A 24,457-nucleotide genomic window follows, 5' to 3' on the forward strand; every position below is an offset into this window, starting at 1 on the left:
CCCGGCGCGGATTGTGCCGGGCACAAGTTTTGATCAAAACGCTGTTGAAGCCGCGCCCGACCCATGCTGAGACTGCACGGAACGCTGGGCGGAGGGGTGCGGATGCGGGTCTTCATCAACGGGTTCGGGCGGATCGGGCGGTCGGTTCTGCGGGCCTTCCTGCAGACCCCGGACCGCTGGTCGAGGCTGGAGATCGTCGGGATCAACGACATCGCCGCGCCGGAGATGTGCGCCTGGCTGTTCGAGTACGACTCGGTCTTCGGCCCCTGGCGCGGATCCGTCGCGCTGGAGGGCGGCGCGCTGGTGGTGGACGGGCGGGCAATTCCTCTCGGCCGGACGCCCGACCTGTCCACGTTGGACCTGTCGGGGGTGGACCTGGTGATGGAATGTACCGGCCGGGCCGAGGCGCGCGAGGTGGCCGAGCGGGGGCTGAGGGCTGGGGCGGGGCGGGTGCTGATCTCGGGGCCCTCGGCGGCGGCGGATGTGACGGTGGTGCTGGGGGCGAACGAGGGGGTACTGGCGGGGCAGCGGATCGTCTCGAACGCCTCCTGCACCACGAATGCGCTGGCGCCGCTCGCGCGGCTCATCCATGAACGCTGGGGGATCGTCACCGGGTCGATGACCACCGTCCACTGCTATACCGGCAGCCAGCCAACCGTGGATGCCCCGGCGGCCGATTATGCGCGCAGCCGGGCGGCGGCCCTGTCGATGGTGCCGACGACGACCTCGGCCGCACGGCTTCTGGACCGGGTGCTGCCCGACCTCGCCGGCCGGATCGTCGCGCAGGCGGTGCGGGTGCCGGTAGCCTCGGTCTCCTGCGTGGACTTCCACCTGGTGACGGAGACCCGCCCCTCGGTCGAAGAGGTGAACGCGGCCTTCCGCGCGGCTGGCGGGGTGATCGGGTCAACCGACCGGCCGCTGGTGTCCACCGACCTGCGGGCGCGGCCGGAGTCGGTGGTCATGGCCTGCCCGGAGACGAAGGTGACGCCGGGGGGCATGCTGCGGGTCTTCGGCTGGTATGACAACGAATGGGGCTTTTCCAACCGGATGCTGGACATGGCCCTGAAGATGGCGTGATCTGTCCACGGTGGACATTTCCGGATTCGGACGTGATTCCGGACACTTGGCCGTGGGTGTTAGGGATCTGGAAAGGATGTTCCGCGCCCCCTGCGGCCGCTCGTCGTGCGCCTTCGGCTTCTCCTCGCGCGGGACGGGGCCGACGAGGAGACGCAGTCGAACGAGGAGGCGGGTCAGAGGGATTTCGTGAACAGGATCCATTCGCGCGCATCGACCGCCCAGTCTTCCTTGACGACGGGGCGACGGGCCACCTCGGCAAAGCCCCTTGCGCGGTAGAGGCGCAGCGCGTCCAGGTGGGTGTCCTCGGCGATCAGGCTGATCGTGCTCCGGCCCGCCGCCCGCGTCACCGCCTCGGCCTTGGCGAGCAGGGCTGACCCCAGTCCCTTGCCGCGATGTTCGGGATAGGTCGCGAGCACGTTCAGATACCAGGAGCCGGGGGCCAGGTTCTCGAGCTCGATCAGGGGAACGAAGAGCGGCTGAGTGTCGGGAGCGATGGGCTCGGGTTCCAGCGCGGCGGGATAGCCTAGGAGACAGGCCGCGACTTCGCCCTCCACCTCGGCCAGCCAGGCGTTGCGGTAGGAGAAGTTCCCCGTCTCGCGCGCGGCGCGTTCCCGGCCAAGGGCCAGCGGGTCGCCGTCGGGGCCGACGGATTTCTTCCAGAAATGCAGCGGTAGGTCGTCGGCGGCCATGTTGATGAAGCGGACCAGATGGTCGGCGTCGGTGGCCCTGGCCTCGCGGATCAGCATGGCATCCCTCCTGTCGCTGCGCCCCCGGTGTGAAGCAGACCGCCGCCCGCGCCGCAAGGCGAAAACCGACAGGGAACCGGCGCATCCCGGCCTTGCGCGGCCCGGCACGCGGACCTACCAAGGGCCAGACGCAGGGAGCAACCGATGACCGACACCGTATTCCGCCTGCCCGCCCCCGGCCCCGAGCCGATGGTCACCGACCTGGAGGGCTGGGTAAAGACCGAAGGCACCCCGACGATGAAGACCTGGGTCCAGCACACCTCGGCCGATGGCAGCGTGATCAGCGGCACCTGGGAGGCGACGGTGGGCAGCTGGCACGCGACCTACAAGTTCTACGAATTCGTCCACCTGATCGAGGGGCAGATCACCATCACCCCGGACGGCGGCAAGCCCGTCACGCTGCGGCCCGGCGATGCCTTCGTTGTGGAGCCCACGTTCAAGGGAACCTGGAAGATCGAGGCCCCGGTGCGGAAGCATTTCTGCATCAAGCTGAAATAGGTTCAGTCCAGACCGTCGTCGGGGATGTTCAGCACCGTGCCGCAGGCCTTGCAGTGCACGGCGTCGTGGTCGTGCCGGCGCAGGCCGCAGACGGGGCAGGGGAAATGGGCCTTGGGCGGGCGCAGCACCACCTGCACAAGGCGCAGGAAGAGGCTGATGCCGACGATCATGATGGCGACCGACAGAAGCCGGCCTGTGGTGCCGACCAGGGTGATGTCGCCGAAGCCGGTGGTCGAGAGCGTGGTCACGGTGAAATACAGCGCATCGACATAGTTCGTGATCTTCTCGTTCACCCCGGACTGCGTCTGGTAGACCAGCGCGGTCATCGCGAAGAGGAAGATCGTCAGGTTCAGCGCGGCGCGGATCGTGGTCTCGCTGCGCCGGAAGCCGGGAATGTCGTCGCGCAGCTGGTCCAGCGTCTGCGGCGAGTGGAACACGCGATACAGCCGCAGCACGCGCAGGAAGGCCAGCCCCTCGCCCCAGACCGGGAACAGGAGCGACAGGATCACCAGGATGTCGGCCAGCCCCCAGAGGCTGAGGATCTCGCGCCGGGGGCGGCGGGCGATCCAGAGCCGGGCGAGGAGGTCGGCGAGGAACACGAGGCCAATCGCGATGTCGATGCCGGTATGCCAGGGACTGCGGGTGAAGAAGGACGAGGCGACGAGCCAGGTCACGGTCAGGAGGTCGAAGCCGAGGAGGAGATAGCGGAAGCGGTCGGCGGTGGCTCCGCTGCCTTCGTAAAGCGCGCGAAGGCGGGATTGGAGCGTCGGGCTTGGCATCGGGCGGGCGGTCCTTCGGGCTTTTGCCGGCCAGACTAGCGGCCCGCGCGCGGCCTGTCAGGGGGAAAGGGCCGGGGTGCGTGCCCCGGCCCGTTCGGTCAGTGGTCGGCCATCGCGGCGGCGGCCTTGATCTCGTCGGTGGCATCCTTCGTGCCGTTGAAGAAGGCGTTCAGGATGACCGCCGTCACCGAGGCGAGCAGGATGCCGCTTTCGATCAGCGGATGCAGGTCATGCGGCATCCACTGCTTGAAGTTGGGGGCCACGAGCGGGATCATCCCCATGCCGAGCGAGACCGCGACGATGAACAGGTTGTTGCGGTTGGTGGCGAAGTTCACCCCCGACAGGATGCGGATGCCGGTGGCGGCGACCATGCCGAACATGACGAGGCCGGCTCCGCCGAGGACCATGGTGGGGACGGATTCGACCAGCGCGCCCATCTTCGGCACGAGGCCGAGGACGATCAGGATGATCCCCCCCGCGACGCAGACGAAGCGCGAGCGCACGCCGGTCACGCCGACGAGGCCCACGTTCTGCGAGAAGGAGGTGTAGGGGAAGGTGTTGAAGATCCCTCCGATCAGCGTGCCGAGGCCATCCGTGCGCAGGCCCGCCGACAGCATGGGTTGCGTGACGGGCTTGCCGGTCATTTCTCCCAGCGCGAGGAACATGCCGGTGGATTCGATCATCACGACGATCATGACCAGGGTCATGGTGACGATCATCACCGGCTCGAAGGTCGGTATCCCGAAATGGAAGGGCGTGATCAGGCCGAACCAGGCGGCGTCGGCCACCTTGTCGAAGGTCATCTTGCCCAGGGCCACGGCGATGATGGCGCCGATGATGATGCCCAGCAGGACCGAGATGTTGCAGAGGAACCCCTTGGCGAAACGGGCGATCAGGAGGATCGAGATCAGCACCACGGCCGAGACGGCGACATTTCCCAAGGGCGCATAGGCCGGGTTCGGCAGCGTGGGCGCCGGGGCGAACTTGGCGGGCAGGTCCGCGACGCCGGTCACGGTTCCGGCGGCGGCGCCTTCCGTCACGGCCTTGAGCCAGTCGGCATGGGCGGGATCGACGATCATCGGGGCTGTCGGCCCGACGGGGTTCCCGAAGATCCAGTTGATGCCGATCCGCATGAGGCTCACGCCGATGACCAGGATGATCGTGCCGGTGACCACTGGCGGGAAGAAGCGGAGCATGCGGGAGACAAGGGGCGCGATCAGGATCGAGATCAGGCCGGCGGCAATGATCGCGCCGAAGATCGCGCGGGCGCCTTCGGGGCCGGGGTTCGCGTTGGCCATGGCGACCATCGGCCCCACGGCGGCGAAGGTCACGCCCATCATGACGGGCAGCTTGATCCCGAACCACTGGGTGGCACCAAGGCTCTGGATCAGGGTGACGAGGCCGCAGACGAAGAGGTCGGCCGAGATCAGGAAGGCCACGTCGGCGGGTTCGAGCTTGAGCGCGCGGCCGACGATGAGGGGCACTGCGACGGCGCCGGCATACATGACGAGGACATGCTGGAGGCCGAGGGTGAAGAGCTTCGGCGGCGGCAGCATCTCGTCCACGGGGTGGACCTGTGAGGTCATCTGCTTCGTTCCTTTCCCTTGGGGCGTTTATGTTCGCGCCGTCTTCGCACTGCCCCTTGGGTGCGATCCGGTTAGGCGGCCCCGTTCAGGGGGCCAGGACCGTCCAGGGTTGGCTGTAACGGTATTCTTCGAGGTTCGGCGTCGGGCCGATGCGGTCCACCACGGCAAAGAGGCCGGGAGCATGCAGCGGTGTCAGCACGCCGTGCCAGGTGCCCCGGTGCAGGTTGATGCCCTGCGCGCCATTCGTGAGGAAGGCGCGCGGTTCTGCCTGCGGATCGGGCGCGACGATGACGAGGAAAGGGTGTTCCGACATCGGAATGAAGGCCTGCGAGCCCTCGGGGTGGCGCTCGATCAGGTCGAAGCGGTAGGGCAGGGCGCGGGGCTCGGCCCGGAAGATCGAGATGCCGGCGCGACCTTCGGGCCCGAAGTCGAGGCGCGCGCGGTCGTGGTGGCGGCGGCACAGGCCCTGGTTGATCAGGCGGAAGTCGCCGGTGGCGTCCAGCACGTCGCCGAAGGGGGCGAAGGCTTCGGGCGTGAGCGGGGCGGGGGTGAGGGGTCTCATCCGCGGCTCCTCGTGCGGCTTCGCCTTCTCGTCGCGGGGGCGCGCCGCTGCGAGGAGTGCCGCAGGCATCGACGAGCCGCGGTCATCGCGCGGGGCCGAAAGCGCCGGGGCCGCGCAGTTTCGCGTGGCGGTTCACGTCCTTGTAGAGCAGATAGCGGAAGCGTCCCGGTCCGGCGGCGTAGCAGGCCTGCGGGCAGTAGGCGCGCAGCCACATGAAATCGCCGGCCTCGACCTCGACCCAGTCGCGGTTGAGCTTGTAGACCGCCTTGCCTTCGAGGACATAGAGCCCGTGTTCCATGACATGGGTTTCCTCGAAGGGGATGACCCCGCCGGGCTGGAAGGTCACGATGTTGACATGGGCGTCGTGGCGCAGGTCGTCGGGTTCGACGAAGCGGGTGGTGCCCCAGCGATCCTGCGTGTCGGGCATCCAGCGGATCGGCACGTCGCGTTCGTTGATGACGATCGGTTCGGGCAGGGGGATGCCGGGGGCGGGTTCGTAGAGCTTGCGCAGCCAGTGGAAGGTCGCCGGCCGCGTCCCCTCGGCGAGAAGCGTCCAGGGGGTGCCGGGCGGGACGTAGGCGTAGGAGCCTTGCTCCATCTCGTAGCCGGTGTCGCCGATGGTGAGCGTGGCCAGGCCGCCGGTGAAGAACAGCCAGTGTTGGGCGCCCGCCTCCGGATCCGGCGCGTCGGAGCCGCCGCCTGGGGCCACCTCCATCACATACTGGCTGAAGGTCTCGGCAAACCCCGACATGGGGCGCGCGATGAGCCAGAGGCGGGACTTCGTCCAGCCCGGCAGGCAGCTGGTGACGATGTCGGAGAAGCAGCCGCGGGGGATGAAGGCATAGGCCTCGGTGAAGACGGCGCGCTGGGTCATGAGCGCGGTCTGGGGGGGCAGGCCCCCGGTCGGGGCGTAGTAGGAGCCGGTCATGGCAGCTGGTCCTTCAGGCGAAGCTCGGCGATCCGTTCCACCTGGGCGCAGGCGGTGGCGAATTCGGTCGGCGTGTCGTTCCGGATGCGGGTTTCGAAGGCCGCGAGGATCGAGGCCTTGGTGTTGTCGCGGACGGCGATGATGAAGGGGAAGCCGTGCTTTGCGACATACTCTTCGTTCAGCCGCTGGAAGCGGCTTCGCTCATCGTCGGTGAGCGCGTCGAGGGCGGCGCTGGCCTGTTCGGCGGTGCTTTCGGGCGTGAGCCGTTTCGCGGCCGCCAGCTTTCCGGCGAGGTCGGGATGCGCGCGCAGGACGCCAAGGCGTTCCTCGGCAGAGGCCGAGCGGAAGATGCGGGCCAGCGCGTTGTGCAACCCCGCCGCGCTGTCATGCGCGGGACCGAGTTCCAGGTCGAAGGCGCGGTCGGCGATCCAGGGGGAATGTTCGAAAATGGAACCGAAGCGTTCCACGAACCGCTCGCGAGTCATCTGGCTTGGACGCTCGAACCGCTTGTGGGGATGGGTCTTTCGCCAATGCTCGGCAATGTCGATCCGGCGCGGGAACCAGACGCCCGTGTGGGATTTCGCATAGTCGAGGAACCGCTTCAGCCCGGCGATCTTGCCGGGGCGGCCGATCAGGCGGCAGTGCAGGCCGATCGAGAGCATCTTGGCCGCACCGGCCTCGCCCTCGGCATAGAGGGTGTCGAAGCTGTCCTTGAGATACTGGAAGAACTGCTCGCCCGTGATGTAGCCCGGCGCGGTGGCAAAGCGCATGTCGTTGGCTTCCAGCGTGTAGGGGATCACCAGCTGGTCGTGGTCGCCGAACTCGCGCCAGTAGGGCAGGTCGTCGTCGTAGGTGTCGGAGATCCAGGCGAGCCGCCGGGTTTCGGCGGTCAGCCGCACCGTGTTCATGCTGCATCGGCCGGTGTACCAGCCCTGCGGGGGGGCGCCCACCACTTCCTCGTGCAGACGGAAGCTTTCGGCGATCTGGGCGGCTTCCTCGGCCTCGGTCATGTCGCGGTGATCGACCCATTTCAAACCGTGCGAGGCGATCTCCCACCCCGCGGCCTTCATCGCGGCGACCTGTTCGGGGTTGCGGGCCAGCGCAGAGGTCACGCCATAGACGGTGACGGGGATGTCCATGCCGGTGAACAGGCGGTGCAGCCGCCAGAAGCCGGCGCGGGCGCCGTAGTCGTAGATGGACTCCATGTTCCAGTGCCGCTGGCCCGGCCAGGGCTGGGCGCCGGCGATGTCGGAGAGGAAGGCCTCGGACTGGGCGTCGCCGTGCAGCAGACAGTTCTCGCCGCCCTCTTCGTAGTTCAGCACGAGGGACACGGCGATCTTCGCCCCGCCCGGCCAGCGGGCATCGGGGGGATTGGGGCCATGGCCACGGAAATCTCGGGGGTAGCGGTTCACGGATGCTCTCCTTTCCGGCGAGACTAGCGCGATTGGCGGAAGATATTTTCAGGATTTCACGAAAGGTCATATGCCGGGACCGCCGGGTCGCAGCGGGGCGGGTTTCGTGCTTTGATGCGCCTGTGACCGAGGGAGAACGATCATGGGGCGACTTTCGACGCATGTGCTGGACACGGCAAAGGGCAGGCCGGCGGCCGGGGTCAGGATCATGCTGTACCGGATTTCCGGGCAGGGCCACCGGAAGGTGAAGGAGGTCGTGACCAATGCCGACGGGCGCACCGACGGGCCGATGCTGGAGGGCGCGGCGCTGGAGGCGGGGGTCTACGAGCTGGTCTTCTGCGCCGGCGACTATCTGCGGGCCAGCGGGCAGGCGGGCGAAGGCGTTCTTTTCCTTGATGAAATCCCGATCCGGTTCGGCGTGGCGGACGCCGAGCAGCATTACCACGTGCCGCTCCTGATCTCTCCCTTCGGCTATTCGACCTACCGCGGGTCCTAGGCGGCGGACCTCTTGCCCCGAAAAGGTCGTGAAAGCGTCACTTGCGGTTTGATCCCGTCCCGCATTATCTGGCGGCAGATTTTTTCGGCTTGAGGAGAACCGCATGTTTCGGATGAGAAGTTTTGCAGCAGCCCCTGTCATTGCCACCCTGCTTGGCGGCACTGCCCATGCTGCGCTGACCGCGGACCAGGTCTGGCAATCGTGGAAGGACGCCGGCGCCCTGGTCGGCCTGACGGTTTCCGCCGCAACCGAGAACAACTCGGGCGGCGTGCTGACGCTGAACGGCGTGACGATCGCGCCCGAGGGGATGAGCGGACTGACGATTTCGGACATCGTGCTGACCGAACAGTCGGACGGGTCGGTGACCATCGCCCCCGGCGCCGATATCGGCATGACGATGACCGGCGACACCGAGGGTTCGGTCAAGGTGACCCATGACGGGCTGACCCTGACCGCGCGCGAGGCAGACGGGGGGCTCGTCTACGACTATGCGGCGGCCAGGCTGGACGTGGCCTACGACAGCACCTATCCGGGCATGTCCTTCGACGGCAGCGAGGCGCCGAAGGTCACCGCCTCGGGCGATTTCGGGTTCACCAACCTGGCCGGCACCTATTCCGACACGCCCGGCACCAACCGGACCTTCGGATTGGCCATCAAGGCGGACGAGCTGGCCTACACCACCCAGTCGGACGATCCGGGGCTGGAGCTGAAGCAGACCTCGACCAGCACCACCCAGGACATCGACATGTCGCTGACCTTCGCGCTGCCCACGACCATCTCGCTTGCCGCGATGCAATCGCCGGCCGATTTCGGCACCGCGCTGAACGAGGGGTTGAGCGTCAGCCTTGCCATGACGCAAGGTGAATCGGCGGGGACGATGAAGCAGGAAAGCCCCTACATGCCGATGGACCTGACGATGAAGGCCGGCGGCGGCGAGGGGTCGGCGCTGTTCAACAAGGACACCTTCTCGGTCAAGTCCTCGGCCAGCGGTCTGGACATCGAATCCGCTCCGGGTGCGATGCCGGTGCCGGTCAAGGTGGTCTCGGGCCCGATGGAGTTCGCGATGACCTCGCCGGTGATCGCGAACGAGACGGCGGGCGACTATGGCCTGGTGCTGAAGCTCAGCCAGTTCAGCCTGAACGAGGAAGCCTGGGCGCTGTTCGACCCCAACGGTGCGCTGAAGCGCGACGCGGCGGATATCGCCATCGACATCTCGGGCAAGGCCAAGATGGACGTGCCGGCGATGATCGCCGCGGACGAGGCCGGCGGGCCTCCGGTCGTGCCGCAGCCGGAAAGCCTGAACATCACCGAACTGGGCTTGAAGGTGGCGGGGGCGGCGCTGGCGGCGACCGGGGCCTTCACCTTCGACAACTCGATGGGCATGCCGATGCCGCTGGGCGAGGCGAATGTCTCGGTCACCGGGGCGAACGCGCTGATCGACGGGCTGATCGCGACGGGCCTGATCACCGAAGAGGACGCGATGGGCGCGCGGATGATGATGGGCATGTTCATGGTGCCGGGCGCCAATCCCGACGAGATGACCTCGAAGATCGAGGCCAAGGAGGGGATGCAGATCCTGGTGAACGGCCAGCCGCTGCCGATGTAAGGCGGGGCTTTCGGATCATGGGGGCGGGGCTTCGGTCCCGCCCTTTTCCATTGGTGCGGCTCGCAGCGCACCCTACCCTGTGGCGCGGCGCAGGTCGTCGCGGATCTGCCCGGCCATGAAGTCGGTGAAGAGCTGCACCTTGGGGTCCTTGAGCCTTCGGTGCTGGCTGAGCGCGGACAGCTGGATCGGCAGCGGCGGGGTCTCGGTCGCGACGGGGACGAGGCGCCCCTCGCGCAGGTGCTCGGCCACCTCGAACACGGGTTTCAGCACGATCCCGCGCCCGTCCAGCGCCCAGCCGGTCAGCACGTCGCCGTCATCCGACTCGAATGGCCCGGTGATCTCGAACCGGCGCGGGCCTTCGGCGGTTTGCAGGGTCCACTGGAATTCCTTCGCGCCGGGATAGCGCAGGTTCAGGCAATCGTGCCGGTCGGCGACCAGCGCCGCGCCATCGGCCGGCATCCCGCGGCGGGCGACATAGGCGGGCGAAGCGCACAGCAGGCGCGGACAATCGGCGATGGTGCGGACCTTGAGCGTGGAATCCTCCAGAAGCCCGAGGTGAAAGGCCACGTCGATGCCTTCGGCCACCACGTCCACCCCCCGGTCCGACAGCCGCAGCCGCACGTCGATCTGGGGGTAGAGATCCTTGAAGACCGGCACTCTGGGCGCGATCAGCCGCCGGCCGATCCCCAGCGGTGCCGCGACGAAGATGGTGCCGCGCGGGTTCTGCGTCACGTCCATCACCGCCGCTTCGGCATCGTCGATCGCTTCCAGCACCCGCCGCGCGCCGTCATAGAAGATGCGGCCGTTCTCGGTCGGTTGCAGGCTGCGCGTGGTGCGGCTGAACAGGCGGACGCCGAGGTGCTTCTCCAGCTCCGATATCCGGGCCGAGGCGACGGCGGGGGAGGTGCGCTGATCGCGGGCAGCGGCCGACATGCTGCCCAGTTCATAGACGCGGACGAACATGCGGATGTTGTTGACGTAGGACATTCTTCGTCCCCGCTTGAAAGTGATCCGGGCTTTCGATGGATTAACAGAAAGGTCCCGCGAGGTATAGCGTCTCGCAAAACCGGGAGGGACGGGCGATGTATGACTGGGTCGTTCTGTGGGAATGGGTCGAGATCGCGGCCCGCTGGCTGCATGTGATCACGGCCATCGCCTGGATCGGGTCGAGCTTCTATTTCATCGCGCTGGACCTTGGCCTGCACCGCGACCGCAACCTGGCAAGCGGCGCGGATGGCGAGGAGTGGCAGGTCCATGGCGGAGGGTTCTACCATATCCAGAAATACCTGGTGGCGCCCGCGGCGATGCCCGATCACCTGGTCTGGTTCAAATGGGAAAGCTATGCGACCTGGCTGTCGGGTTTCGCCATGCTGGTTCTGGTCTATTACCTCGGGGCCGAGCTGTTCCTGATCGATCCCACGGTGATGGAGCTGTCGGTCTGGCAGGCCGTCGCCATCTCCATCGCCTCGCTGGCCTTCGGCTGGGTGGTCTACAACACCTTGTGCAAGGTCTTCGTCAACGCCGACCAGAACCTGTTGATGCTGGCGCTGTTCGCGGTGCTGGTGGGCATGGCCTGGTTCTACACCCAGGTCTTCAGCGGCCGGGCGGCGATGCTGCACTTGGGGGCCTTCACCGCCAGCATCATGACCGGGAACGTCTTCTTCATCATCATGCCCAATCAGCGCGTGGTGGTGGCCGACCTGAAGGCCGGCCGCAAGCCGGACCCGAAATACGGCAAGATCGCCAAGCAGCGGTCCACCCACAACAACTATCTGACCCTGCCGGTCATCTTCCTGATGCTGTCCAACCACTACCCGCTGGTCTTTGCCACCGAATACAACTGGATCATCGCGAGCCTCGTCTTCCTGATGGGGGTGACGATCCGGCACTGGTTCAACACCCGGCATGCAAGGAAGGGCAATCCGCACTGGACCTGGGGGGTGACGGCGATCCTGTTCCTGGTCATCGCCTGGCTGTCCACCGCGCCGATGCGCGCGGCCGAGGGCGAGGCGAAGCTGGAGGGCGCGGCGCTGGTCTATGCCTCAAGCCCCGGCTTCGAGGAGGTGGTGGGGATCGTGCAGGGCCGTTGCAGCATGTGCCACGCGGCCGAGCCGGGCTGGGAAGGGCTTCACTGGCCGCCGAAGGGGGTCGTGCTGGAGACCGAGTCCCAGATCGCGCACGAGGCCCGGCGGATCTACCTGCAGGCCGGCATCACCCACGCGATGCCGCCGGGCAACCTGAGCTACATGGAGCCCGAGGAACGGGCGGCGATCGTGGAGTGGTTCCGCAAGGCGGGGACGCAGGACCCGATCTGAGCGGCAAGACTCTTCGAAGAGTTTTGCAAGTTCCTTCGAGGGAATTTGCCTCAGCCCTCGGACCGCCCGGTGCTTTCCCGGTCCTTCGGATACTGCCGCAGGCCCGGAAATCCGGGCAGCCAGTCCTCGCGCCGGATGGTCCAAAGCTCGTAGGTCGGGCGGAACCGGGACGGTTCGTCCAGGCTGCCGAGGTTGATGCCGATCTCGTCACCGATATGGGCATAGACCTGCGAGCCGCAGGTCGGGCAGAAGCTGCGGTCGCGGTAGTGACGGGCCTCGCCGGTGATGGTCACGGCGGTTTCGGGGTAGATCGCGGAGGCGTGGAACAGGGCGCCGTGGCTCTTGCGGCAGTCCATACAATGGCACAGGCCGACGCGCCATGGCTGGCCCCTTGCGGCAAAGCGCAAGGCCCCGCAGAGGCAGCCGCCGGTGACCTGGTCCATCTTTCCCCCCCCGCTCGTCGTTCGACTTCGTCGCTCCTCGCTGTGCCCCGCCGACGAGAAGCCGAAGGCGCACGAGGAGGGTTCAGTCGCCCAGTTTCGCGTGCACCTCGTCCAGATCGACCGGACCCTTCGGCATCTTGTTGGCCGGGTTCTCGAAGTCATAGCGGAACAGCTGGAAGTCGCGCTTGTAGATCTCCCACATCAGGTGCATCGAGAGATCGTCGAAATAGGCCTCGACCGGATGGGCGCGTTTCGGACCGTGGCCTTCGCTTTCGTTGAAGCGGGGGATCTGCGCCAGGTCCACGGGGTGCCGCGTCTCGATGTTGTCCAGCACCACCTGCATCCCGGCGTTGAACGCCTCGGTGAAGAAGATGTGGTTGTAGCGTCCGCCGTTGACGATGAAGGTCGAGATGTGCCCCGACATGGCCGACCAGTGGATGTCGGGCTCCATCGGTTTCTTCCAGCGGATCGTGTCGCGCGCGAAAAGAAGGAACCGGCGGAAGCTGGCGATCTGGTCGAAGTCCTGCTTGCCGTCCTCGCCGCCCACCTCGATCCCGTATTTCTGGATCAGCAGCGGCACGAGATTGCCGCGGTAGCGCCGTCCATTGCGCTGGATGCCGCAGATCTTGTCGAAGAAGGACGACAGGATGCGCGTGTAGGGGTTCCTCACGCAGGTGAAGGCAAAGACCTTGCGCGCGCGCACCGTGCGTTCGATGATCGGCTGGCTGGCCTCCTGCGCCCATTTGTGCAGGCCGGTGGTGGAATCGTGGATGTCACCGTCGAAGAACCGGCCGTGGTCCGAGTAGTACATGATCTGCCCGATGGTCGAGCAGGCGCATTTGGGCACCACCCGGTAGACGACGCTTTCGCTTTCCGTCATCCATGTTCCGGGAAAACCCATGCCAATCGTCCTTCTTCAGCCAATCCTGCCCGCGCAATCACAAACCGCGATTGCGGCAATCAAGCAGACATATTCGGGCTTTTCAAGGAAGCACCGGGCAGTCTAACCAGTCAGGGCCGGCCTTTGCCGGGCATTCCCAGGACCCATGACGCAGATCGCCTTCATCCTTCTCTGCCACAAGGACCCCGACGGCGTCATCGCCCAGACCTTGCGGCTGACCGAGGTCGGGGATTGCGTCTCGATCCATTTCGACGCGCGGTCCTCGCAGGCCGACTATGCCCGCATCCGCACCGCGCTTGCGGGTAACCCGCGGGTCACCTTCGCCCGCCGCCGCATCCGCTGCGGCTGGGGGGAATGGAGCCTGGTGGCCGCCACGCTGGAAGCCGTGCGCGCCGCGTTGACCGACTTTCCGGGGGCCACGCATTTCTACATGCTGTCCGGCGACTGCATGCCGATCAAGACGGCGGAATTCGCGCATGCCTTCCTGGAACGCGAGGATGCCGACTACATCGAAAGCTTCGATTTCTTCGGATCGGACTGGATAAAGACCGGGATCAAGGAGGAACGGCTGATCTACCGCCACTGGTTCAACGAACGCCAGCGCAAGTGGTGGTTCTACAAGTCGCTGGAGCTGCAGCAGAAATTCGGCCTGTCGCGAAAGATCCCCGAGGACCTGCAGATGCGTATCGGCAGCCAGTGGTGGTGCCTGCGCCGCCGGACGGTCGAGGCGGTGCTGGATTTCCTGAAGCGCCGCCCGGACATCCCGCGCTTCTTCTCCACCACCTGGATCCCGGACGAGACCTTCTTCCAGACCCTCGTCGCCCACCTCGTGCCCGACCGCGAGATCTGCTCGCGCACGCTCACGTTCCTGATGTTCACCGACTACGGCATGCCGGTGACCTTCTACGACGACCATCACGACCTGCTGCTGGCGCAGGGCTATCTCTTCGCCCGCAAGATCAGTCCCGAGGCGAAGGCGCTGAAGGACCGGCTTGGGGCTCTGTATGCCGAGACCGGACGGCAGTTCGCGATCTCGGACGAGGGGCGGCGGCAGTTCGCCTATCTCACCTCGCGCGGGAGGGAGGGGCGGCGCTTCGCCCGGCGGTTCTGGGAGGTGGAGGCGAGCATCGGCCGCAACCGCACCCTGATGGTGGTGGCCTGCAAGAAATGGCACGTCGCCAAGCGGCTGGCCGACCGGGTGCAGGGGCTGACGGGGATCCCGGCGGTGCATTACCTGTTCAACGAACAGGCGACGCCCCTGCCGGACCTGGGCGGGATCGAGACCACGCTGGAAAAGCGCATGCGCCATCGCCGGGCGCTGGTCAGGATGCTGTTCGAGCACTGGCAGACCGACCAGCTGCTGCTCTGCGTCGATCCGGGCAGCATCGAGCTGATCGAGGACTTCGCCCATGACCGGGCGCAGATGCGGCTTCTGGAGATCGACTGCCAGTTCAGCGACGACTACCTGGTCGGCCATGCGCGCCGGGTGGGGCTGGCCGGACCCGAGACGCCGGTATCGGCGATGGACCAGTTGCTGCCGACCATCCGCTACGACGTGAAGTTCGAAAGCGAAAGGCTGCGCGATCTGGATCTGGCGGGTCACAGCCGGTTGCGTCAGACTGCCGGGGTGGCCGAGAATGCCGCGGTGCTGGCCGACTTCCTCGAGATCCCGGCCGAGACCGCGCGCGAGATTGCCGCGACCGATTATCTATTCGTGGATTGACCGACATGAGCTGGACCTATGACCCGACCAACATCTTCGCCCGCATCCTGCGCGGCGAGATCCCGAACAAGACGGTGATGGAGACGCCGCACACGCTGGTCTTTCACGACATCCATCCCCAGGCGCCGGTGCATGTGCTGGTGATCCCGAAGGGGGCCTATGTCAGCCTCGACCATTTCTCGGCCGAGGCGACCGAGGCCGAGATCGTCGATTTCCACCGCACGGTGGCCAAGGTCTGCGCGATCCTGGGGCTCACGGGCGAAGAAGGGTTCCGCGCGATCGCCAATGCCGGGGCGAACGGGCACCAGGAGGTGCCGCATTACCACCTGCATATCCTGGGCGGGCGGCCGCTGGGCCGGATGCTGGAGCGCGTCTGATCCCGCAGGATCCGGGTCGCCCGGCGGGGCGTCGCGGGGCATCTTCCGGCCAGACACGGAGGATGCGATGCGATTTCTTGCGATCCCGACCGACCAGGTGCGGCAGTTTCAGGCTGGCGGTGCGGATGCCAATGGCCAGGTGCCGGAACGGAAACGGTCGGAGGGGGACGGCAATCCCTGCCGGCATTGCCTGCGGATGATCCCGGAGGGGGCGGGGATGCTGGTCCTCGCCTACCGGCCCTTCCCGGCGCTGCAGCCCTATGCCGAGGTGGGGCCGATCTTCCTGTGCGCCGATCCCTGCGCGGCCGGGGGCGGGGCGGGGCTGCCGGAGATGCTGGCCGCGCCCGACTACATCCTGCGGGGCTACGGGAACGACGACCGGATCGTCTATGGCACCGGGGGCGTGGTTGCGACCGCGGCGATCCCGGCGCGGGCGGCGGAGCTTCTGGCGGACGCGCGGGTGGCCTATCTGCATGTCCGGTCGGCCCGGAACAATTGCTACCAGTGCCGGATCGAGCGCGCCTGACCTCGGGGTCCGGGCGGAGCGGCTGGCGCCGCAAGCCTGTGCTCTCGGCCGCGCGCAAGGCGCGCGACCGAGGCTGACGAGGGGCGCTGCCCCTCGAGCTCCCCGGAGTATTTGGGCAAAGGGCAAGCAGCAGGGGAAGTGACGCGGGGCGGCCTTGCGTCTGCGTGCTGTGCGGCCCGGGCGTGGTTCAATGCGCCTCGGCCCAGGTGCGACCGCGACCGGCCTCGACGGCGAGGTGGACCTTCAGGCTCACGGCGGGGTGGGCGGCGCCTTCCATCACCGCTTTCGCGGCGGCGGTGAGGCGGTCGGCGTCGGACTCGGCGACCTCGAACAGAAGCTCGTCGTGGACCTGGAGGAGCATCTTCGCGTCGATGTCCCGGATCGCGGACGGCATGCGGATCATCGCGCGGCGGATCACGTCTGCGGCGGTGCCCTGAATGGGGGCGTTGATCGCGGCGCGTTTGGCGAAGCCGGCGCCGGGGCCCTTGGCGTTGATTTCGGGAGTATGAATTTTCCGACCGAAAAGCGTCTGCACGAAGCCGTTTTCCTGCGCGAACTTTACAGTATCGGACATGTAGCCCTTGATCCCCGGGAACCGCTCGAAATAGCGGTCGATGAAGCCCTGCGCTTCGGCGCGCGGGATCCGGAGGTTGCGGGCGAGGCCGAAGCCGGAGATGCCGTAGATCACCCCGAAGTTGATCGCCTTGGCCTTGCGGCGGATGTCGGGGGTCATCTGGTCGAGCGGCACGTTGAACATCTCCGACGCGGTGAGGGCGTGGATGTCGATGCCCTCCTCGAAGGCGCGGCGGAGTTCGGGGATGTCGGCGATATGGGCGAGGATGCGCAGTTCGATCTGGGAATAGTCGAGGCTGACCAGGACCCGGCCTTCGGGGGCGACGAAAGCCTCGCGGATGCGGCGGCCTTCCTCGGTGCGGACGGGGATGTTCTGCAGGTTCGGGTCGGTGGAGGCAAGCCGCCCGGTGTTCGCCCCGGCGATGGAATAGGAGGTGTGGACCCGGTCCGTGTCGGGGTTGATCGCCGTCTGCAACGCGTCGGTGTAGGTCGATTTCAGCTTGGCGATCTGGCGCCAGTCGAGGATGCGGGCGGCCAGCCTTGCCCCCTGCGGGTGGCTGTCTTCCAGCGTGGTGATGTCTTCCAGGATGTCGGCGCCGGTGCCGTAGGCGCCGGTCTTGCCCTTTTCGCCGCCGGGCAGGCCGAGGCGGTCGAAGAGGATCTCGCCCAGCTGCTTGGGCGATCCGACGTTGAACTTCTCGCCTGCGATGTCCTGGATTTCCTCTTCCAGCTGGACGAGTTTCTGCGCGAAGACGTTGGACATGCCGCGCAGGACCTCGCGGTCCACCTTGATGCCTGCCATTTCCATGTCGGCCAGCACGGGGACGAGTGGGCGTTCGAGCGTTTCATAGACGGTGGTCACCTTCGCGCGATGCAGGCGCGGCTTGAAGCCCTGCCAGAGGCGCAGAGTCACGTCGGCGTCTTCGGCCGCGTATTTCACAGCATCCTCGATGGCCACGCGGTCGAAGGTGATCTGGCTTTTCCCCGACCCGAGGAGGGTCTTGATCGAGATCGGCTGGTAGCCGAGGTAACGGTCGGACAGCTCGTCCATGCCGTGGTTGTGCAGGCCCGCGTGCATCGCGTAGCTCATCAGGAGCGTGTCGTCCAAGGGGGCGATGCGGATGCCGTGGCGCGCGAAGATCTTCCAGTCGTATTTCATGTTCTGGCCGATCTTCAGGATCGCCGGGTCCTCGAGGAGCGGCTTAAGGGCGGCAAGCACCTCGGCCTTCGGCAGTTGGCCGGGGGCAAGGGCGGTGGCCCCGAAGAGATCGCCGCCGCCGGTGGTGTGGCCGACGGGGATGTAAGCCGCCTTCCCGGGCTCGACCGCAAGCGAGATGCCGACGAGGTCGGCCTGCATCTCGTCGAGGCTGGTGGTCTCGGTGTCGATGGCGACATGACCGATGTCGGCGATCCGGGCGATCCATCGGTCCAGGGCGGCGCGGTCTCGCACACATTCGTAGGCCGAAAGGTCGAAGGGGGGCTGCTCGTCGTGCGCCTGCGGCTTCTCCTCGCGGGGGGCGACCTGAAGCTGCGAGGTCTCGGGCAGGGCAGGGGGCGCGATGCCCAGCTTCTCGGCCACCCGTTTCGTGAGGGTGCGGAATTCCATCTTCGTCAGGAACTCCATGACCTTGTCCGGCTCGGGCAGGCGGATTTCCAGATCGTCCAGCGAGACGTCCAGCGGCGTGTCGTCCTTCAGCGTCACCAGCTCGCGGCTGATGCGGATCCTGTCGGCATTCTCGACCAGAGCCTCGCGGCGTTTGGGCTGCTTGATCTCGGAGGCCCGGGCCAGCAGCGTGTCGAGGTCGCCGTATTCGTTGATGAGGAGCGCGGCCGTCTTGAGGCCGATGCCCGGGGCACCGGGGACGTTGTCCACGCTGTCGCCGGCCAGCGACTGCACGTCGATCACCCTTTCCGGGGGCACGCCGAACTTTTCCATCACCTCTTCGGGACCGATGGTGCGGGATTTCATCGGGTCGAACATGTCCACGCCGGGGCGGATCAGCTGCATCAGGTCCTTGTCCGAAGAGATAATGGTGCAGCTGCCCCCCGCCTCGACCGCCCGTTTCGCCAGCGTGGCGATGATGTCGTCGGCCTCGTAGCCTTCGGTTTCGAGGCAGGCGACGTTGAAGGCGCGGGTCGCCTCGCGGGTCAGCGGGAACTGCGGGCGCAGGTCCTCGGGCAATTCGGGCCGGTTGGCCTTGTAGTCCGGGTAGATCGCGTTGCGGAAGGTCTCGGCCGAATGGTCGAAGACCACGGCAAGGTGCGTCGCCGCCTTGCCGTTCGAGGTGGCGCGCGAAAGCTCGTTCCACAGGATGTTGCAGAAGCCCGCCACCGCGCCGACCGGCAGGCCGTCGGATTTCCGCGTCAGCGGCGGCAGCGCGTGATAGGCGCGGAAGATGTAGGCCGAGCCGTCGATGAGGTGAAGGTGGTGGCCTTTGCCGAAACGCATGCGGGCTCTCCCTGTGGTCGGGGGATTATTGGCAGAAGGCGGGGCGAAGGGCCACCCGCTTTGGCGGCGGATGGGGCTTGACGGCGCGCCGGCGGCGGGTCATCGTCGCCGCATGCTGACCCTGACGCCCTGCCAGTCGTTTTATTGGACCGACGCCACATAGGCGGCCGGGCAGCGTTTCACCACCGAAGCAACCCCCTGACAGCCGCCCCGCGAGGGTCAGGCCGGAAGGTTGCACAGGTTCCCCTCGCCGGGCCCCCAGCGAAGGAAACCGAAGATGACGACGCCTCCCCTGACCCTACGACCCGCCCGGGCCGATGATCTGCCCGAGGTCCACCGCATGCTGATCGCGCTTGCCGCCCGGACGGGCCAGCGTGCGGCGATCACCCCGCCGGTTCTGGCGCGGATCGCGTTGGAAGGCCGCGCCGCCCGGCTTCTGGTCGCGCAGCGCGACGACAGCCCGCAGCGGCATCCGGTGGGCTTTGTGCTTCTGATGATCGGGCGCAACATGGTGGCCGGGGCCGACTGGGGCGTGGTCGAGCAGCTGTATGTCCAGGCGCCGGATCGCGGGTGCGGGATCGGCCGGGCGCTTCTGGCGGCGGCGCGTCAGGCGGCGGCCGAGGCGGGCTGCGCCGGGGTCACGGTCAGCTCGCGGCCCGAGACCGACGGCTCGGCGCTGGCCTGGCGGGCGCTGGGGCTGGACCTGGCCGACCCCGAGCCGCGCTTTGCGGCCGCGTGACGGTCAGTGGTCGACGCCTAGTGATCGTCGTGGGCGTGCTCGCGGTCGATGACATACCGCTTGTCGCAATAGCCACATTCGACCCAGCCGGTATCGCGCGGGATCGTCAGCCAGACGCGAGGGTGGCCCAGCGCGCCCTCGCCGCCGTCGCAGGCCACTTTCCAGGTGGTGACAACTTGGGTCTCGGGCGCTGGGGTCGGCATTGGCGGGATCCTCGTGCTGGCTCGGCGCCTTTTAGCGGGCGAGGGGCGGGCGGCACAAGGGGGCGCGGGCGGCTTTGCCGCCTATCCCCCGATCATAAGCGCGCCGCGCGATTTCAGCGCGGTCAGCCAGCCAAGCCCTTGCGCGGTGCCCTTCGCGGGGCGGTACTCGGCCGAGATCCAGCGGGTGCCGCCGTCCGCATCCACCGCATCGCAGAGGTCGGGCAGCGAGAAGCCGCCGCCCCCCGGTTCGTTGCGGCCGGGGAAGCCCGCGATCTGGATGTGGCTGATCCGGTGGCGGTGGTCCTGCCAGACGAGGCCGGCATCGCCGTGCAGGCGCGCGGCGTGCCAGATGTCGAACTGCAGGCCCACCCGCGGACTGCCGAGGTCGTCGATGATGCGGGCGGCATCGTCGTAGTCGTTCAGGAAATAGCCCGGCATGTCGTCGGGGTTCAGGGGTTCCAGCGTGAGGTGCAGGTCGGGCGCCTGCTCCAGCGCCCAGGTCAGGTTCTCGACATAGGTCTGCTCGGCCTGCGGCCCCTTGGCCACGCCCGCCATCACATGCAGCCGCGCCGCCTTCAGCCGGGTGGCATAGTCGGCCGCGCGCAGGAAGCTGTCGCGAAAGCGCAGCTCCATCCCCGGCACGGCGGCAAAGCCCCGGTCGCCGGAGGCCCAGTCTCCCGGCGGGGTGTTGATCAGTGCCACCGGCATGCCCGCCAGCGCGCGTTCCCATTCGGCCATCGGCTGGTCGTAGGGGAACAGCACCTCGACCCCGTCGAAGCCGCAGCGCGCCGCCCAGTCGGGGCGGTCGAGCATCGGGACTTCGGTGAAGAGATAGGTCAGGTTGGCGGCGAAACGGGGCATTTCGGTTCAGGGCAATTCCGACGAAGGGATGACCGGGAAGAACTGCCCCGAGGACCAGATTCCGAACCACTTATGCCCGTCGTGCGTCTCATGGCAACCCAGATCGACCAGCCGGTAGAAGGATTTCCGGTCGATCAGCGCCCAGAGATCGCTGCGGATCAGGATATAGGGCGAGGGCTCGCCCGTGTTCGGGTCGCGCTCGACCCGCAAGGGATGGTCGGGACCCAGCACCGCGACATCCTCGGTCTTCGTGGTGAAGGTCAGCACCTGGTCGCGGCCCGTGCCCCTGACCTCGAAGTCCTGCGCCAGGAGGGGGGCGTCATCGACGGTGATCCCGACCTTCTCGACCGGGGTGACGAGGTAGTAGCGGTCGCCCTCGCGCTTCAGGATCGAGGAAAAGAGCTTGACCAGGGGCGCCCGGCCGATGGGGGTGCCGAGGTAGAACCAGGTCCCGTCGCGGGCGATGCGCATGTCGATGTCGCCGCAGAAGGGCGGGTTCCACAGATGCACCGGGGGCGGGCCCTTGGCGTTGGCGGCCTTGGCGGCGGCGGCCAGGGCATCGGCGCTGGGTGTCGGCATAGGCGGGCACTCGGGCGGCTTCGGCATGGGGTGCAACCGTCAGCGGAAGGGCCGGGTTCCCCCGGCCCCGGAAGACGACGCCTAGCGGCGGCGGTCGCGCCGGGCGCTCATCGGCTGGAAGGCCACGCCGACATGCGCCTCGCAATAGGGCTTGCCGGGCAGCGAGGGCAGGCCGCAGAACCAGAAATCCTCGGTCGCCGGGTCGCCGATCGGCCATTTGCAGGTGCGCTCGGTCAGTTCCATCAGCGACAGCTTGCGCGCGCGCTTTTCCACCTCGCGCACCGAGGCCAGCGCCTCGGGGCTGATCTCGTTCTGACTGGGTTGCGGCGGCAGTGGCTGGCCGGCGGGGATGATGGCCTTGCGCACCGGCAGGGGGGTGACGTTCGACGCCGGGGCTGCCGCCGGAGCGGCCGTGGTGGCCGTGGGGGCGGCCGGGCGCGGCGTATCGGTCCGAGGGGCGGGGTCCGGGCGCGGGGCGGGATCGGGGCGCGCAGCCTGCGCGGCCGCCGGGGCCGGCGCCGGGGCGGCCTCCTCGTCCTCCTTGCCGCCCACCCGGTTCGACAGGCCCAGGCGATGCACCTTGCCGATCACCGCGTTGCGCGTGACACCGCCCAGTTCCTTGGCGATCTGGCTGGCCGACTGGCCCTCGTTCCACATGCGCTTCAGCGTCTCGACCCGCTCGTCCGTCCAGGACATCCTGTTCTCCGCCTGTCTGATTGCCGCGCCATTCTATCCGCCCCGGGGCAGGGGCCGCAAGGGCGGGGCGAAAGGACCCCGCGGTGAGGCCCCGCAGGCGTCATCCGGCCGTGACCTTGGCCCGCCACCATAATGCAGGACCCGTGCTGCGTCGATGCCGGTCCTCCTGACTTGTCGGGGGCAGGGCAGGGCCTAGGCTTGGGCCAATCAGGAGATATCCCATGCAGCTGCGCACCTGTCCCAATCCCGACCTTTCGGTCGGCCCCGACCCGCACCCGCGCTGGAACACCGCGCCGCACCGGCGGCAGGGGTTCCACGGCCTGCACCGGATCGCCCGCTACACGCTGGGCTTCCGTGCCGCCTCGGTCCTCGACCTTCGCCTGTCGGCCGACCTTTCCATCCCCGCGCGCGAGGATGTGCGGCGCCTGACCTCGAGCCCCTGGTTCTCGGCCCTGGCGGTGACCGAGGGCAACCGGCTGCTCTACGAGGCCTATGCCCCGGATTTCGGCCCCGACCGGCCGCATGCGATCATGTCGATTTCCAAGATGGCGGCGAACCTGATCCTGGGGCGGCTGTGGGAGGAGGGGCGGATCGCGCCGGACGAACCCCTGGGCGCGATCCTGCCCTGGCTTGGTGCCGGCTACCGCGACGCGACCGTGCAGCAGGCGCTGGACATGAACGTCCACAACGCCTTCAACGAGGATTACACCGACCCCCACACCACCGTGTTCCAGCACGAGGTGGCCATGGGCATGCGCCTGCCCGAGGGGCCCGAGCCCGCGATGGCCGATCTCCTGGCCGGGATCGGCCTGGCACCGGGCGCGCCGGATACGGTGAACCGCAGCGGGACGAGCCTTTACAAGAGCGCCAACACCGATGTCCTGATGCTGGCGGCCGAGGCGCGGGGCGGCCGGCCCCTGCGGGCCTGGCTGGCAGACATGGCCGATGCCGCGGGGGTGGAGGGTGTGCTGCACATGGGCACCGACCGCGCGGGCACGCCGATCTTTTCCGGCGGCATCTGCCTGACGGCGCGCGACCTATGCCGCTATGGCGCGCTCTTCGCGCGGCGGGGCAGGGGGGTGGACGGTGCGCCCTTCGGCTCGGCGGACTTCCTCGACCGGACGCTTCGGGGCGGCGTGCCGATGCCCGCCCCGCGTGGCCATCTGCGCTATTCCAGCCATACCAACACCGACGGCACCTGGATCGGCCATGGCGGCTATGGCGGACAGTATCTGGTGGCCAACCCCGCGACGGGCCGCGTGGCCTGCTACCTGTCGGTCCTGCAGGATGCGCATGGCTACGACCCGGACTGGTATCCGCCGGTCATCGCGATGCTGTCCGCGATCTGCGCGGGCGCCTAACCCTGCAACCGCAGGGCCCGCGCCTCGGCCCCCCGCAGGATGGGACAGGCCGCGCGGCGGCGGGCAAGCTCTGCCTCGGGCACCACCTCTGCCAGCGCCGCCCGCGCCTCCGGTTCCAGCGCCGCAAGCCCCTCCTCTCCGGGGTGAAAGCTTTCGCTCAGCGCGCCTTCGGCCAGGAGGATCTCGTGCCGGTCGCAGAGCAGCATCACATAATCCACGCCCTCTCCCGGCAGCCCGGACCGCGCCGCGGGCGGATCGACCAGGGCGCAGGCCGGGACCAGCACCCGATCCTCGCCGAAATAGACCTCGGCCCGCCAGTCGTCGATCAGCAGCCGCTGCGCCGGCGCGACGACCAGATCGCGCGCATTGCCCAGCGCGCCGGGGGCGATCACCACCGGCCGCAGACCCGGATGCGCCAGCATCTCGATCGCCGAGACCCACCGCCGCCCGACCCAGCGCAGGGGGCGTGAGCCGTTGGACAGCGTCGTCACCACCTCGCCCGCCACCAGCGAACCCGCCGCGCGCGGCCCGTCCGGCGTGTCGATCAACGTCCCGGCGGCAAACCCGGCCGACGCCTGCCCGGTCGTGGGCACGCCCTCCGGCAGATGTGCGCCGGGCAGCAGGGGCAAGGGCGATGCCACTGCCACCGGCTTGCCGCCAAAGCGCACGAGGAACAGCCCGGCCCGTCCGGCAACGGGATCGATCTGCACCCGCGTGCCAGAAGCCCAGTCGGTCCGGCCAAGCCGCGCCGGCCGCGCCAGGACCGGACCTTCGTGCCCCTCCGCCAGCGCCAGATCGACGGCCTCCGCCCCCTCGGCCAGGGCCGCGCCGCCCTCGGCCAGCCTTTGCGGCCAACCCCTTGCCCGTCCGCCGCCGGGCAACAGGATCCGGTCCAGCGCAAAGACGCCGACGGTGATCTGCCCCGCATTCATGCCTGTCCCGAACCCTTGGCGCCTTGCCGTTCCGCGGAGCCACCGGCCCCGGTTCCGCCGCAGTGTGCCTTGCCAGCCTTTACAGGTCA

Annotated in this window: 25 protein-coding genes; 10 read left to right on the plus strand and 15 right to left on the minus strand. The window is 67.9% G+C overall.

Annotated features, from left to right (window positions below; translation table 11 throughout):
- Nucleotides 1-63: 63 nt before the first annotated feature.
- The gene (locus FL625_RS06035) at nucleotides 64-1,077 is read left to right on the plus strand and encodes a type I glyceraldehyde-3-phosphate dehydrogenase (RefSeq protein ID WP_235019334.1); all 1,014 of its coding nucleotides are present in this window, start codon (nucleotides 64-66) and stop codon (nucleotides 1,075-1,077) included.
- A gap of 173 nt (nucleotides 1,078-1,250) precedes the next feature.
- Here FL625_RS06035 and FL625_RS06040 read toward each other — a convergent pair whose 3' ends face one another.
- Complete coding sequence (locus FL625_RS06040) at nucleotides 1,251-1,823, minus strand: GNAT family N-acetyltransferase (RefSeq protein ID WP_149587749.1); 573 nt, start codon at nucleotides 1,821-1,823, stop codon at nucleotides 1,251-1,253.
- A 144-nt stretch (nucleotides 1,824-1,967) separates the two neighbouring features.
- On the opposite strand from FL625_RS06040, the gene FL625_RS06045 reads away from it, so the two are divergent.
- Complete coding sequence (locus FL625_RS06045) at nucleotides 1,968-2,321, plus strand: cupin domain-containing protein (protein WP_149587750.1); 354 nt, start codon at nucleotides 1,968-1,970, stop codon at nucleotides 2,319-2,321.
- A gap of 2 nt (nucleotides 2,322-2,323) precedes the next feature.
- On the opposite strand, the gene FL625_RS06050 is transcribed toward FL625_RS06045, so the two are convergent.
- From FL625_RS06050 to puuE, 5 genes are all read right to left on the minus strand, one after another.
- Nucleotides 2,324-3,100: a potassium channel family protein gene (locus FL625_RS06050; RefSeq protein WP_149587751.1), complete on the minus strand. Its 777-nt coding sequence runs from the start codon at nucleotides 3,098-3,100 to the stop codon at nucleotides 2,324-2,326.
- 98 nt (nucleotides 3,101-3,198) lie between these two features.
- Nucleotides 3,199-4,686 carry a nucleobase:cation symporter-2 family protein gene (locus FL625_RS06055; RefSeq protein ID WP_149587752.1) on the minus strand — a complete coding sequence of 496 codons (1,488 nt, stop codon included), beginning with the start codon at nucleotides 4,684-4,686 and terminating at the stop codon, nucleotides 3,199-3,201.
- An 85-nt stretch (nucleotides 4,687-4,771) separates the two neighbouring features.
- The gene (locus tag FL625_RS06060) at nucleotides 4,772-5,248 is read right to left on the minus strand and encodes an ureidoglycolate lyase (RefSeq protein WP_149587753.1); all 477 of its coding nucleotides are present in this window, start codon (nucleotides 5,246-5,248) and stop codon (nucleotides 4,772-4,774) included.
- An 82-nt stretch (nucleotides 5,249-5,330) separates the two neighbouring features.
- Nucleotides 5,331-6,176, minus strand: a complete 846-nt coding sequence (locus tag FL625_RS06065) for a bifunctional allantoicase/(S)-ureidoglycine aminohydrolase (protein WP_149587754.1) — start codon at nucleotides 6,174-6,176, stop codon at nucleotides 5,331-5,333.
- Nucleotides 6,173-7,588 (minus strand): allantoinase PuuE, encoded by a 1,416-nt coding sequence (gene puuE / locus FL625_RS06070; protein WP_149587755.1) that lies wholly within the window; start codon nucleotides 7,586-7,588, stop codon nucleotides 6,173-6,175. Before puuE ends, FL625_RS06065 begins: the two co-directional genes overlap by 4 nt.
- Before the next feature lie 142 nt (nucleotides 7,589-7,730).
- Between puuE and uraH the strand changes: the two genes are divergently transcribed.
- Complete coding sequence (gene uraH / locus FL625_RS06075; RefSeq protein WP_149587756.1) at nucleotides 7,731-8,084, plus strand: hydroxyisourate hydrolase; 354 nt, start codon at nucleotides 7,731-7,733, stop codon at nucleotides 8,082-8,084.
- A gap of 103 nt (nucleotides 8,085-8,187) precedes the next feature.
- Nucleotides 8,188-9,690, plus strand: coding sequence for a DUF2125 domain-containing protein (locus tag FL625_RS06080; protein WP_149587757.1), 1,503 nt, complete (start codon nucleotides 8,188-8,190; stop codon nucleotides 9,688-9,690).
- 72 nt (nucleotides 9,691-9,762) lie between these two features.
- Here the strand turns inward: FL625_RS06080 and FL625_RS06085 are convergent, their stop codons facing one another.
- Complete coding sequence (locus FL625_RS06085) at nucleotides 9,763-10,677, minus strand: LysR family transcriptional regulator (protein ID WP_149587758.1); 915 nt, start codon at nucleotides 10,675-10,677, stop codon at nucleotides 9,763-9,765.
- A 95-nt stretch (nucleotides 10,678-10,772) separates the two neighbouring features.
- Here FL625_RS06085 and FL625_RS06090 point away from each other — a divergent pair, with 95 nt between their 5' ends.
- Complete coding sequence (locus FL625_RS06090) at nucleotides 10,773-12,005, plus strand: urate hydroxylase PuuD (protein WP_149587759.1); 1,233 nt, start codon at nucleotides 10,773-10,775, stop codon at nucleotides 12,003-12,005.
- Nucleotides 12,006-12,055: 50 nt separating this feature from the next.
- Here the strand turns inward: FL625_RS06090 and FL625_RS06095 are convergent, their stop codons facing one another.
- Nucleotides 12,056-12,448 carry a GFA family protein gene (locus tag FL625_RS06095; RefSeq protein WP_149587760.1) on the minus strand — a complete coding sequence of 131 codons (393 nt, stop codon included), beginning with the start codon at nucleotides 12,446-12,448 and terminating at the stop codon, nucleotides 12,056-12,058.
- A gap of 82 nt (nucleotides 12,449-12,530) precedes the next feature.
- Entirely contained in the window at nucleotides 12,531-13,349 is an 819-nt protein-coding gene (locus FL625_RS06100; RefSeq protein WP_149587761.1) for a sulfotransferase family protein, read from the minus strand.
- A 145-nt stretch (nucleotides 13,350-13,494) separates the two neighbouring features.
- Here FL625_RS06100 and FL625_RS06105 point away from each other — a divergent pair, with 145 nt between their 5' ends.
- From FL625_RS06105 to FL625_RS06115, 3 genes are all read left to right on the plus strand, one after another.
- Entirely contained in the window at nucleotides 13,495-15,072 is a 1,578-nt protein-coding gene (locus FL625_RS06105; RefSeq protein WP_149587762.1) for a DUF5928 domain-containing protein, read from the plus strand.
- 5 nt (nucleotides 15,073-15,077) lie between these two features.
- On the plus strand, nucleotides 15,078-15,449 hold the full coding sequence (locus FL625_RS06110) for an HIT domain-containing protein (protein WP_149587763.1): 372 nt from the start codon (nucleotides 15,078-15,080) through the stop codon (nucleotides 15,447-15,449).
- A gap of 67 nt (nucleotides 15,450-15,516) precedes the next feature.
- A complete protein-coding gene (locus tag FL625_RS06115; RefSeq protein ID WP_149587764.1) occupies nucleotides 15,517-15,975 on the plus strand; it encodes a DUF1203 domain-containing protein in 459 nt (152 codons plus the stop codon).
- A 187-nt stretch (nucleotides 15,976-16,162) separates the two neighbouring features.
- Here FL625_RS06115 and polA read toward each other — a convergent pair whose 3' ends face one another.
- Nucleotides 16,163-18,997: a DNA polymerase I gene (polA, locus tag FL625_RS06120; RefSeq protein WP_149587765.1), complete on the minus strand. Its 2,835-nt coding sequence runs from the start codon at nucleotides 18,995-18,997 to the stop codon at nucleotides 16,163-16,165.
- A 277-nt stretch (nucleotides 18,998-19,274) separates the two neighbouring features.
- On the opposite strand from polA, the gene FL625_RS06125 reads away from it, so the two are divergent.
- Nucleotides 19,275-19,736 (plus strand): GNAT family N-acetyltransferase, encoded by a 462-nt coding sequence (locus tag FL625_RS06125; RefSeq protein ID WP_149587766.1) that lies wholly within the window; start codon nucleotides 19,275-19,277, stop codon nucleotides 19,734-19,736.
- 17 nt (nucleotides 19,737-19,753) lie between these two features.
- Here FL625_RS06125 and FL625_RS06130 read toward each other — a convergent pair whose 3' ends face one another.
- The 4 genes from FL625_RS06130 to FL625_RS06145 form a co-directional block, all read right to left on the minus strand.
- A complete protein-coding gene (locus FL625_RS06130; protein WP_149587767.1) occupies nucleotides 19,754-19,939 on the minus strand; it encodes a zinc-finger domain-containing protein in 186 nt (61 codons plus the stop codon).
- Between the two features lie 81 nt (nucleotides 19,940-20,020).
- Nucleotides 20,021-20,800 carry a hydroxypyruvate isomerase family protein gene (locus tag FL625_RS06135; RefSeq protein WP_149587768.1) on the minus strand — a complete coding sequence of 260 codons (780 nt, stop codon included), beginning with the start codon at nucleotides 20,798-20,800 and terminating at the stop codon, nucleotides 20,021-20,023.
- Nucleotides 20,801-20,806: 6 nt separating this feature from the next.
- Entirely contained in the window at nucleotides 20,807-21,379 is a 573-nt protein-coding gene (locus FL625_RS06140) for a DUF1285 domain-containing protein (protein WP_149587769.1), read from the minus strand.
- Between the two features lie 81 nt (nucleotides 21,380-21,460).
- Entirely contained in the window at nucleotides 21,461-22,075 is a 615-nt protein-coding gene (locus FL625_RS06145; RefSeq protein WP_149587770.1) for a GcrA family cell cycle regulator, read from the minus strand.
- A 221-nt stretch (nucleotides 22,076-22,296) separates the two neighbouring features.
- Between FL625_RS06145 and FL625_RS06150 the strand changes: the two genes are divergently transcribed.
- The gene (locus FL625_RS06150) at nucleotides 22,297-23,436 is read left to right on the plus strand and encodes a serine hydrolase domain-containing protein (protein WP_149587771.1); all 1,140 of its coding nucleotides are present in this window, start codon (nucleotides 22,297-22,299) and stop codon (nucleotides 23,434-23,436) included.
- Here the strand turns inward: FL625_RS06150 and FL625_RS06155 are convergent.
- Nucleotides 23,433-24,368: a Hint domain-containing protein gene (locus FL625_RS06155; protein ID WP_160147738.1), complete on the minus strand. Its 936-nt coding sequence runs from the start codon at nucleotides 24,366-24,368 to the stop codon at nucleotides 23,433-23,435. The genes FL625_RS06150 and FL625_RS06155 overlap by 4 nt on opposite strands.
- Nucleotides 24,369-24,457: the final 89 nt, after the last annotated feature.

Source organism: Tabrizicola flagellatus (genome assembly GCF_008271465.1).
GTDB lineage: Bacteria > Pseudomonadota > Alphaproteobacteria > Rhodobacterales > Rhodobacteraceae > Tabrizicola > Tabrizicola flagellata.

Bases quoted from the DNA above. Each gene is read 5' to 3' on its own strand.
- FL625_RS06035 (WP_235019334.1), top strand. From the start codon at position 64: ATGCTGAGACTGCACGGAACGCTGGGCGGAGGGGTGCGGATGCGGGTC.
- FL625_RS06040 (WP_149587749.1), bottom strand. From the start codon at position 1,823: ATGCTGATCCGCGAGGCCAGGGCCACCGACGCCGACCATCTGGTCCGC.
- FL625_RS06045 (WP_149587750.1), top strand. From the start codon at position 1,968: ATGACCGACACCGTATTCCGCCTGCCCGCCCCCGGCCCCGAGCCGATG.
- FL625_RS06050 (WP_149587751.1), bottom strand. From the start codon at position 3,100: ATGCCAAGCCCGACGCTCCAATCCCGCCTTCGCGCGCTTTACGAAGGC.
- FL625_RS06055 (WP_149587752.1), bottom strand. From the start codon at position 4,686: ATGACCTCACAGGTCCACCCCGTGGACGAGATGCTGCCGCCGCCGAAG.
- FL625_RS06060 (WP_149587753.1), bottom strand. From the start codon at position 5,248: ATGAGACCCCTCACCCCCGCCCCGCTCACGCCCGAAGCCTTCGCCCCC.
- FL625_RS06065 (WP_149587754.1), bottom strand. From the start codon at position 6,176: ATGACCGGCTCCTACTACGCCCCGACCGGGGGCCTGCCCCCCCAGACC.
- uraH (WP_149587756.1), top strand. From the start codon at position 7,731: ATGGGGCGACTTTCGACGCATGTGCTGGACACGGCAAAGGGCAGGCCG.
- FL625_RS06080 (WP_149587757.1), top strand. From the start codon at position 8,188: ATGTTTCGGATGAGAAGTTTTGCAGCAGCCCCTGTCATTGCCACCCTG.
- FL625_RS06085 (WP_149587758.1), bottom strand. From the start codon at position 10,677: ATGTCCTACGTCAACAACATCCGCATGTTCGTCCGCGTCTATGAACTG.
- FL625_RS06090 (WP_149587759.1), top strand. From the start codon at position 10,773: ATGTATGACTGGGTCGTTCTGTGGGAATGGGTCGAGATCGCGGCCCGC.
- FL625_RS06095 (WP_149587760.1), bottom strand. From the start codon at position 12,448: ATGGACCAGGTCACCGGCGGCTGCCTCTGCGGGGCCTTGCGCTTTGCC.
- FL625_RS06100 (WP_149587761.1), bottom strand. From the start codon at position 13,349: ATGGGTTTTCCCGGAACATGGATGACGGAAAGCGAAAGCGTCGTCTAC.
- FL625_RS06105 (WP_149587762.1), top strand. From the start codon at position 13,495: ATGACGCAGATCGCCTTCATCCTTCTCTGCCACAAGGACCCCGACGGC.
- FL625_RS06110 (WP_149587763.1), top strand. From the start codon at position 15,078: ATGAGCTGGACCTATGACCCGACCAACATCTTCGCCCGCATCCTGCGC.
- FL625_RS06115 (WP_149587764.1), top strand. From the start codon at position 15,517: ATGCGATTTCTTGCGATCCCGACCGACCAGGTGCGGCAGTTTCAGGCT.
- polA (WP_149587765.1), bottom strand. From the start codon at position 18,997: ATGCGTTTCGGCAAAGGCCACCACCTTCACCTCATCGACGGCTCGGCC.
- FL625_RS06125 (WP_149587766.1), top strand. From the start codon at position 19,275: ATGACGACGCCTCCCCTGACCCTACGACCCGCCCGGGCCGATGATCTG.
- FL625_RS06130 (WP_149587767.1), bottom strand. From the start codon at position 19,939: ATGCCGACCCCAGCGCCCGAGACCCAAGTTGTCACCACCTGGAAAGTG.
- FL625_RS06135 (WP_149587768.1), bottom strand. From the start codon at position 20,800: ATGCCCCGTTTCGCCGCCAACCTGACCTATCTCTTCACCGAAGTCCCG.
- FL625_RS06140 (WP_149587769.1), bottom strand. From the start codon at position 21,379: ATGCCGACACCCAGCGCCGATGCCCTGGCCGCCGCCGCCAAGGCCGCC.
- FL625_RS06145 (WP_149587770.1), bottom strand. From the start codon at position 22,075: ATGTCCTGGACGGACGAGCGGGTCGAGACGCTGAAGCGCATGTGGAAC.
- FL625_RS06150 (WP_149587771.1), top strand. From the start codon at position 22,297: ATGCAGCTGCGCACCTGTCCCAATCCCGACCTTTCGGTCGGCCCCGAC.
- FL625_RS06155 (WP_160147738.1), bottom strand. From the start codon at position 24,368: ATGAATGCGGGGCAGATCACCGTCGGCGTCTTTGCGCTGGACCGGATC.